The following is a 9,866-nucleotide window of genomic DNA, read 5'->3' as shown; positions in this document are numbered from 1 at the left end:
CTCGGCGAGCTTGGGAGGCCCTTGCTGTCAGTCACGACTAAAGCAAACACGTAGGAGCCGGCCGCTAGGCCACTGACCGTAGGGGAGGCCACGGTCTTGCTGCTAAAGGTGGCCGTGGTGGGTCCACTGGACTGACTCCAGCTGTAACCTGTAATAGTCGCCCCGCTGGCCGCCGTGCCCGAACCCGAGAGCGTAACACTGCTGGTGGGCAGCGTGATGGTCTGGTTGGCACCCGCACTGGCTACGGGCGGAGTGCTGGTGGAGGTTGCACTCAGCACTTCGATGGCTGACACCTTCGGGTTGTCCACCCCACCGGCGTTGAGCGAAGAGAAGGCCAGGTTCAGGGTGCCGTCGGTGACGCTCACCGAGAACGTCTCGGTGGTGGCCGTCAGCGCCCCCACTTTCTTGACGATGTCGTAGGCCGTGAGCACTTTCTGGCCCTCGGCACTCACATCAAACACGCGCTGCCCGGCGGCGGTCCAGTAAAGCTCGGCAAAGTGCAGCACCACGGTGTAGCTGCCGCTGGCCACCGGCAGCGCGTAGCTGAACGTGCCGGTGGTGCCGTAGCGCTCACTCTGGTAGAGGGCATCGTCGGTGGTAGCAGCGATGGGGGAGGTGACGGAGAAGGTGTTGCCCGGGCTGGGGCTGAAGCTCTGATCCGCCGAGAAGCTGCCCAGACTCGTGCTCAGCGCCGCTGTGCTGCCCGCGTTAAGTCGGTAGGCCACGCCCCCGCCACCCGTGGGCACCGGATTCACCGTGACGGTCACCGAACTAGGCGAACTGCTCAAGCCCTTGCTGTCAGTTACGACTAAAGCAAACACGTAGCTCCCGGCCGCTAGGCCACTGACGGTCGGGTTGGCCACCGTCTTAGTGGAGAAGGTGGCCGTGCTGGGTCCGCTGCTCTGACTCCAGCTGTAGCCCGTGATGGTGGCCCCACTAGCCGCCGTACCCGAGCCCGCCAAGGTCACCGTGCTGGTGGGCAGCGTAATCGTCTGATTGGCACCCGCACTGGCTACCGGTGGTGAACTGGTGGTAGAGGAGGAGAGCACCTCAATGGCCGAAACCTTCGGCGCATCCACTCCACCTGCATTTAAAACCGTGAATAGCAAGCTCAGCTGTCCATCCGTAACCGTGGTGGTGAACGTTTCGGTGGTGGCCGTAAAGCCGCCCACTTTCTTGAAGATGTCATAGGCCGTGAGCACCTTCGTGTTCTCGGCCAGCACGTCAAACACGCGCTGCCCGGTACCAGTCCAGTAGAGCTCGGCGAAGTGCAGCACCACGGTGTAAGTACCGTTGGCCAGGGGCAAGTCATAGCTGAACGCACCGTTGGTGCCGTAGCGCTCGGTTTGATAAAGCGCATCATCGGTGGTGCCGGCGATGGCCGTGGTCACGGAGAAGGCGTTGCCGGGGCTGGGGCTGAAGCCCTGGTCGGCCGAGAAGCTGCCCAGACTCGTGCTCAGCGCCGCCGTGCTGCCCGCGTTAATGCGATACATCGCTGTAGGTGTTGCCGGAGTAGTTGACACCGTAAGCACGAAGCTATCGGTGGCCTGCCCGCCTTTGCCATCCGAGGCAACTACCTTAATTGTGTAGTTGGGGAGGCTCGAAGTGGGTGGGGTGCCGTTAAAGGTGCGATTCGTACCAAGGAAGCTGAGCCAGGTAGGCAGAGCGGTGCCGTCTTGTAAGGTGGCAGTATACGTTAAGGGGTCGTTGTTGGCATCTGTAAATGTAGAGGCCGGGAAGGCATACGTAAAGGCTGCACCTATTGTAGCGGTTTGGTCCGGGATAGGAGTAGCAACGGTTGGAGCCGTATTAACCTGGTCCGTTGTTACATAGATGAAGTCCCAGGTGGCTGTAAAGGGGCTAGCACCCCGCGACGTGGCAATTAAGCCCACCGCATAGGCTTTGGTGCCCTGCAAAGCTGCCAGAAGCGCCCCGCTGACCTGTATCGGTGAGCCTAGGTTTGTGATGGTCCCAGCATTTGATGAATACTTTGGCTGTATAACGCCGGTTGTGGGATTGACAGCAAAAAAGAAATCGAGGGTAGACCCCGGAATTCCCCCTGGCAATGCATACTGGGTACTTACGGGCACGCCGCCATTCTCATACACCACCTCTAGGCCACCTTGTCCCCCGTTGGCCGTGAGCGCAATTTTCAGGTAATTATTTTGGTCACCGTTGCTGATGTAAATGCCCTGCGACTGAAAGTTCTGGGGCACTTGGTTGTTAAAGAAGGGGCCTAGCAGGCGGCCCTGTACAGTGAAGGGGGCCGTAGTGGTTTTCACCCCAAACTGGAAGGCATTTTCCTGCGTGTTCAGGCTCCCCAGCGCATCGCCTGGGGTAACATTGACCACCGAAAAGGCGCCCACGGCCCCGCCAGCGATTAAATTTTCCTCAAAATACAAGTCGGAATAAACGCTGTCACCATTGCTCATTACTCCCGTGAAGCCCAAGCCGAATAAGCCAGTGCCGGGGTAGTTATTGAACAGATCGTATTTTATCGGCAGCGCGGTGTTGATGCCATTGGAAGCATCCAGCGGGAAGTAATCGGTGGTGTCCGCAATACCGTCATTGTCGTCGTCGATGTCATTTAAATCTGATACAAAGTCGTGGTCCGCATCGGGTGGGAGGCTGGCGGCAGAGCACGGCTGCGTGGCGTTGTCGATTTCGTCTGCATTGGTGTAGCCATCCTGGTCATCATCGTTCGTATCGTATAAGCCACTGCACTTGAGAAAGTCCTGCGGCTCAAACACGGTAATGGCATTTGCGCCATAAGTAGCGGCCCATACGGTACCCGGGAAGACATCGTTATCGCCCTGAGCAACGATATCCAGCGGGGTAGAGCCGAACCCCGAGGCGAAAGGGAGGTCCTGGTTGAGCTTGGTGGCCGGGTCCATCGGGTTGGTCACGTTGGTGCCATCGGCTGTAAGCGTGATTTTTACCACATTCCCATCATACCCGCAGGCAAGCAATGTCCCTTGCAGAGCGCCCCCAAAGTTGGAGGCGGTGTACTCCGCTGTGCCGTTGGTAGAAGCCGTAAAGGTTAGCAGGGACTTGCTCTGGGCGCTGCCCGGCATTTGAAAATCTCCCTCAATAGGATTAGCCGTGGCTACCGGGGGCCAGTCGGCGGGCAGGGGCTTAGTGGCAGTTTTGCTGGTGCGAAAGGTACCGGTAGTTCCATCGTGCGTGTAAAGGCCCGCTCCGTTGGGGTTGGCCCGGGTGGGAGTGGGGTGCCCGCCATAATAGCTGCCCGCGGTGTACGAGCCCAGAGTGCCGATGTAGTGGAAGTTGTCCAGGTTGTTGACGGTGCCTTCCGTGGCAGAAGGGCTGGTGGAGCCGGGCTCGCCCGACACATAATTGTTGTTGACGTTGGTAGTCCCCTCGTTTTGCGGATAGCCGCCCCAGCCCTGGTTGGCGCCGTTATCGATGGTGTACATCTTGCGCCCTTTGGTCAGCACCAGATCATACGGGTTCCGGTAGCCCGGCGAGAAAATCTGTACCGGCCCCCCGGCAACAATCTTAGCCTGGTTTAAGCCATCATTGCCCCCGAATGGATCAAAGGGGTCCGTGCCATCCGCATTGTTTGCCCGGTCGGGGTCATCCAGGGTCGGCAAGTCATATTTATAGGCAGAGTTGCCAGTGCCCTTGGTGGTCAGGGCATTGATGGCCGTCAGGTTGACGGATAAAATGGCGGCGGAGAGCGAATACTCCGGGGTATAAGCAAAATTGGTAGAAGGAGCGCCCGCATTGGTGTGCCCGCCCTGCGCCACGTAAAGCGTGTTGGTCTGGTCATCCAACTGCATGCCGTTGGAGGAGTGGTTTTCCTCCGAGCGCGGCAGCCCCCGCACCAGGTCCATCTTGGTCCAGGCACTACCATCCCAGCTTAGCTGCGAGATAATGCCCGAATTGGTATCAAGATTTAAATCTCCGCTGGGGCCGCCAATGCGGCTGTCGCTGGAGGTAACATAAATGACAGGCCTAGACGCGGTGCCCTTCACCAGAATGCCCGTTACCTGCCGCGTCGTGACAGAGGTGTTCAGGCTGCCATTGTCGTTGTGGTTGGGTATCTGGTTGATGAGGCTAATGGTCTGCGTGGCCGTTACGCTGTAGCTGTTGGTCGAATTTCGGACGATGGTGAGAACCTTGATGAGTCCATCCTGCTGCGACACATACAACTTGCCATCTGGCCCAAACTGCAGCGAGGTAGGATTAGAGAGCGAAACACCCGTTAGGCCACTCTGAGCGAAGTTATACTGGGCATTTGCCAGCATAACGGTATTCAAATTTTCGGGTGGCAGCTTCGCCTTTTTCTTCTTCCTTGCCGCTACTTGCTTGGCAGACAGCTTTTGCGCAGCAGCGTTTTGTGGAGGAAGCTCGCCAAGTAAAAAACTGAATAGGGCTAACCAAATAAAAGCTTTCCCACTAAGGTAGTGCTGATGTTTCATGGTCAAATAATTGCTTAGGCGACAGACTACCTCCTTGATAAGGGGCAAAGGCCGTTTATCAAGTGTAGTGCTCGTTTTTGAATACTTGTCCACATCGCTAAATCGCTCCACGGAGGCGCAGCTATCCAAAAGGGCTGGGTGGTTAACCGGCTATAAGTCAGCCTGGTCTTACCAGACTGGCCTTGCATAACAACTGCCTGGGGAGCTTCACTCGTTTAGATGAAGGCAGCCGATAAAACCAGTATAGGAGTGATTTACTACCTGAGTCTATTTCCCTCATGTCAGGTAAATAGATCCCCCCAATCTGAAGTGCTTATAGCGCAAACTCTCCCCCCCTATAAAATGCTGAATATCAGCATGCATTGGGCTGTTTACATGCTAACAGCAAAATGGTGCGAGCCACGATACGGGCATCTAAAGCCAGGGACCAATTCTCTATGTACCATAGATCTGAACTCACCCGCTTTTCCATTGCGGACAGTTCTTTAGTTTCTCCACGAAACCCATTTATCTGGGCCCAACCGGTGATACCAGGGGGAATGGTGTGACGCAGCATAAAGTTGTGGATAGCTTGGGAGTAAACTTCAGTTTGTCTTATCATATGCGGCCTAGGGCCCACAATAGACATCTCCCCGTATAGCACATTAATGAATTGTGGAAGCTCATCTAGGCTATTGCGGCGTAGGAAGGCTCCGAAACGCGTAATTCGTTGATCACCTGGACTCGCTTGCAAAAAGTCTGATTCAGAGTTCAGACGCATACTGCGGAATTTCAGGCAATAAAAAGGCTGGCCTTTTCGTCCCGTTCTTAATTGTTTAAACAGAATGGGTCCTGGGGAGTCGACATAAATCAGTAAGGCCAATATTGGTCCCAACCAGCTTAAGACCAGCAAGACAACCAACGATGCTACTGTTAAGTCAAATATCCTTTTAACATCTGTATCCACCTTAACTCGAGAATAAGTGGCAATAGGTGAAGGTGTAGATGAAGGAACAGAGTGATTTATAAAGGTCCTGACCATAACCTTATCCTTAATAGGTTTATTAGGGTTGATGGAGTACATGCCGACAGATGCTTATCCAGTAACAGATAAGTTAGTTTTCTCATAGGCAATGAGTTTTACCAGATTTTGCGGTATGTCATCTCCACACGAAACCGAGCCCCCGAACAGGCAGCCTCCATCCCAGCTTGTATCCGTAGGCTTAAAATAGCTAGCCTACTGCCTTTTCCAGGTTGTATAAACCTAGGCAGGCAACTTTGCTCTTCCTGCACCGCGATCCTTTCACTTCGATGAAGATATAAAAGATTATCATTCAATCCGATACAAGTACTAGAATTTATTGAAATAATTCTAAGAACCAACCGAATTGGAGTAGTCTAGAGTGGTTTCCAACTCCAACTTGCAACGGATAGGCTGCGCCATAACCACGCTAATAGCTGGTACTGTCGGTACTGTAAGCCCTGCCGTATTTCCTTGCATGCTATATCCGAGGAGTTGGCGACATCTGCAGCCATAATCGATCAGCTTATCTTCTAAGGATAAAAATTATAATAACCGCCCTTCTACCGTGTTTTGGAGCTAATAGCCTTTCACATCAAGCGCTACTTTGCAGGAAATAATGTCAAGTTTTCAGGCAGGTAAATCCGAGGACTCCCGCAAGGCTTCCACGTAATTTATCATTGGTAATAGAAGTTATTCTGCCTGTCGACTAGCTATTGGCCTTTATTATATTTGTATTGCACTGGAAGTTACCAGAATCGTTTGGATGATATATTAGGCGCAACACGCTATTAAGAAGGCAATTATTCGGAGCCGAAGTTGGAAGTCCGAAACAGCTCTGAAATTTTTAGCGTGCTCATCGGTTCATGTCAATTAGTTGCACCCACCATGCACAGGCAGTGGCAAAAAGTTTCCCTACTGTAAGGCATCACATTGGAATACCTAACGGTGCATGAGGGCCTTGGCAAGGCCCTCGATCTATGAAGGTGTTATAAACTAGGGCATGTTCAAAAGCAGCTAGGAACATGCTTCCCAAAAAATCCAGACCTTAATAAAGCCTAAAAGCAAGCTTAATAAACATTGCCAAGGCAGCATAGATTATTATGAAATATTAAACATTTATATTATTATCATTTAATAAATTCTTTCTCTCCTTGTATTCTTTTTTTAACTTATTAATATCTGCTGCAACAGATTCCAGGTTGGCGAGGATATTTTCTGAAGATATAGTAAGCGGCTTAAGCTTAACCGTCCATGAAATAAACTGATTTATTTCTTTTTTGGTATAATTAATTAATAAAGAAGCATTTTCCAGAAATTCCTCTTCAGGTTCCATAAGCGGCGTTTACGTTGCTCTTAAGGTAGTGGTTTAATGCAAAAGAACTTGGGTTTTTAATAAATTACTTAAGAAAGCATCAGGCCCCATCATGGGACCCCGCGGGGTCTCTTGATGGGGCCTGATGGATAAGGCGCAAAGGGTTAGCCTTAACGCTGGAGCACAGCGACAGATGCTCACAGCTGGATAACTTGCGCCTGCAGTTGTCTTTCCTACTTCATAGGATTGGCCTCAAATAGGCTCCCTCCCGCTCGATCTTACTCTAGGCGTTAACCAGCTAACTGCCATACTGTATCAGGAAATTGCTTGGCAATAATCCTCACTCTGCGGTTGTAGTCGCCCCACCAGGGCCTCCAGCAGATGGTAGAAGAACTGAATTTCGCGATTCGATCGGCGTACGGCAAGTTTTTCAAACGCCGGGCCGAGGTATTTCCGCAGCACTTCAGAAAGCCGGTATTGCCACTTCAATCGCCCTCCCGGATCCTACCTACTCACCCCGTATAAACATACTCCCAATCGGTGGTGAGCTGTTCGAGTTCTGCCTCCACCTGCGCCATCGTCAATTGGCCCTGGGCGTATTGGTTGAGCAAGAACTGCTCGAAGGAGCCCGCAGTAGGCGCAGTGCCAGATAGGTTGCGCCGGGTGCGGGCGACGCGTTGGGGACGAGAAAACGAAGCACCGAGGGAAAGAACCTGAGGCATGGTAATCAAAGAAAAAATTCATGAAATCGCAGCTAACTACTAAATGCTCAAACCGTTAGCCACATTTTTATCTTTCTACCCCGAGAGGTAGTAGGGCACCTACTGGTTCGCCACGGTTCAGGTTTGTGTAGAATTTCTGCTTTCGTACTCCAGAGTTTAAATGAGTTGTTTGCGCGGAGCAGCAACCTCCCGTCCAGGCACAACTCCTTAACTTTCAGCACGAATCATAGCCTCCTAGGCGGCCCTTTAAAAGCAGTCCATTGCGAAAGAGATTGGCAAGCTATTGGGGCTCTAACGTACCGGGTGCAGTCAGCAGAAAGGGCGCACATGGGCGCAGGAACACTCACTACCCCAACTGAGGCCGTTGTTGAGTTTTACCCGTAAAGCACTGCAATTCACCAGCCCGGAGTATGTAATGGGCAGCGAGAAAATCCCGGCCCTGAATGCTTCTGCCTCCCGCAGCAAGAACGGTATGGTGTTCATCTCGCTGGTCAATTTGGATACCAAGAAGAGCCAGAAGCTGGAAACCGCCTTGGCCGGCGTGAGCTGGAAGTCGGTGTCGGGTCTCACCCTGACCTCTCCGAAATTCAACGCTTACAATAAGTTCGACAAACCCAACACCGTGAAGCTGGCCAGCTTCAGCGGCGCCAAAAAGCGCGGCGACAAGCTCGCGGTGGAACTGTCGCCCCAGTCCGTAGTCGTGCTGGAGCTTAAAGAGCAGGAATAATTATCCCTGTTTCATGAGCCCAGGGAAGCAGAAGCAGCGTCTTTTGTCAAACAAACTCGCCCACCAGTGTAGGGAATAAGGACGCCCTGGCCTTTCCTGCAGGGCGTGATGTGCATAAGTTGGATTTGTGCGGCAAACACTTTACTTGCAGGAGATTAAACCCCTGCCCTTATGGAAGTCGAAGTTCTCAAATACCCTGCGGTACGCAATTACATCGCCGGACAATTTGTAGCGGACGCCAGCTCGCGCACCCTGGATGTAATGAGCCCCGTCAATGGGGCGGTGATTTCGACCGTGCCCTTAAGCGGGCGGGAAGCGTTGGATCAGGCTGTCGAGGCTGCGCAGGCGGCTTTCCCGGCCTGGTCGGCTATACCGGTCAAGGAAAGGGTGCAGATTTTCTACCGCTACAAGGCCCTGTTGGAGAAGAATCTGGGGGAGCTAACAGCCCTGGTCCGGGAGGAGAATGGCAAGACCACCGACGAGGCGCGGGCAGAGGTTGAAAAGGCCATCGAGCTGACGGAATTCGCCTGCTCCCTGCCCCAGCTGGTGGCGGGGGAGCTGCTGGAGGTAAGCGTGGGGGTGGAGTGCCGCGTGGACCGCAAGCCCCTGGGCGTGGTGGCCTCTATTGCCCCCTTCAACTTCCCCAACATGGTCCCGCACTGGACCATTCCCAATGCCATTGCCCTGGGCAACTGTATGATTTTAAAGCCTTCGGAGCAGGTACCAATCAGCGCCGGCCGCATAGCGGAGCTGCTGAAGGAAGCCGGGCTGCCCGATGGGGTACTCAACATTGTGCACGGCGACAAGGAGATTGTAGAGGCCATCTGCGACCACCCCGATATCAAGGCGGTGTCGTTTGTGGGCTCGACCAAGATTGCCAAGGTGGTGTACCAGCGCGCCACGGCCAACCTGAAGCGCTGCGTGGCGCTGGGTGGGGCCAAGAACCACCTGCTCGTCCTGCCCGATGCGCACGTGGACATGACGGCCTCCAATGTGGCCGCTTCCATGTCGGGGTGCGCGGGGCAGCGCTGCATGGCGGGCTCCGCTATGGTGGCGGTGGGCGCCGTGGAGCCCATCATCGCCCGGCTGGTAGAAGAGGCCCGCAAGATTGTGCCGGGCCAGAACCTAGGTTCGGTTATCAGCCGCCAGGCCAAGGAGCGCATCGAGCGCTACATCACGGAAGCGGAAGCAGCCGGCGCGAAAGTGCTGCTCGATGGCCGAAATGCCGTAGTAATAGGGCAGGAGGAGGGCTACTACGTCGGCCCTACTGTCATCGACCACGTCACGCCCGATATGGCCATTGCCCGCGAAGAAGTGTTCGGCCCCGTGCTGGCCATCATCCGGGCCGAAACCCTCGACGAAGCTCTGGGCATTGAAAACAGCTCTAACTATGGCAACGCCGCCTCGGTGTTTACGCAGAGTGGTGGCCTGGCGCGCTACGTAATGGAGAATGCCTCGGCCGGCATGATTGGCGTCAACATCGGGGTACCCGTGCCGCGGGAGCCCTTCTCCTTCGGCGGCTGGAATGAGTCGAAATTTGGGGCCTGCGACATCACCGGCAAAAGCTCCATTGAGTTCTGGACCCAGCTCAAGAAAGTCACCACCAAGTGGAACCCCGAGTCGCGCATCAACTGGATGAGCTAAGCTCCAGTTTCTGCCT

The 9,866-nt window shown here is 54.1% G+C and carries 6 protein-coding genes; 2 read left to right on the top strand and 4 right to left on the bottom strand.

The window, feature by feature from the left end; translation table 11 throughout:
• The 4 genes from CFT68_RS21305 to CFT68_RS21290 form a co-directional block, all read right to left on the bottom strand.
• A partial coding sequence (locus tag CFT68_RS21305) for a malectin domain-containing carbohydrate-binding protein (protein ID WP_170934891.1) occupies nucleotides 1–4,280 on the bottom strand: 4,280 nt, incomplete at its 3' end.
• A 514-nt stretch (nucleotides 4,281–4,794) separates the two neighbouring features.
• Nucleotides 4,795–5,505: a sugar transferase gene (locus CFT68_RS21300; protein WP_088845705.1), complete on the bottom strand. Its 711-nt coding sequence runs from the start codon at nucleotides 5,503–5,505 to the stop codon at nucleotides 4,795–4,797.
• Nucleotides 5,506–6,553: 1,048 nt separating this feature from the next.
• A complete protein-coding gene (locus tag CFT68_RS21295; RefSeq protein ID WP_088845704.1) occupies nucleotides 6,554–6,778 on the bottom strand; it encodes a hypothetical protein in 225 nt (74 codons plus the stop codon).
• A gap of 491 nt (nucleotides 6,779–7,269) precedes the next feature.
• On the bottom strand, nucleotides 7,270–7,479 hold the full coding sequence (locus CFT68_RS21290) for a hypothetical protein (protein WP_088845703.1): 210 nt from the start codon (nucleotides 7,477–7,479) through the stop codon (nucleotides 7,270–7,272).
• Nucleotides 7,480–7,846: 367 nt separating this feature from the next.
• On the opposite strand from CFT68_RS21290, the gene CFT68_RS21285 reads away from it, so the two are divergent.
• The gene (locus tag CFT68_RS21285) at nucleotides 7,847–8,206 is read left to right on the top strand and encodes an alpha-L-arabinofuranosidase C-terminal domain-containing protein (RefSeq protein ID WP_088845702.1); all 360 of its coding nucleotides are present in this window, start codon (nucleotides 7,847–7,849) and stop codon (nucleotides 8,204–8,206) included.
• Between the two features lie 171 nt (nucleotides 8,207–8,377).
• Nucleotides 8,378–9,850 (top strand): CoA-acylating methylmalonate-semialdehyde dehydrogenase, encoded by a 1,473-nt coding sequence (locus CFT68_RS21280; RefSeq protein ID WP_088845701.1) that lies wholly within the window; start codon nucleotides 8,378–8,380, stop codon nucleotides 9,848–9,850.
• The last annotated feature ends 16 nt before the right edge of the window (nucleotides 9,851–9,866 follow it).

This window comes from Hymenobacter gelipurpurascens (assembly GCF_900187375.1).
In the GTDB taxonomy this organism is placed as follows: domain Bacteria; phylum Bacteroidota; class Bacteroidia; order Cytophagales; family Hymenobacteraceae; genus Hymenobacter; species Hymenobacter gelipurpurascens.
Note: the sequence above shows the minus strand (reverse complement) of the source record. Positions and strands in the feature narration are given on the sequence as shown.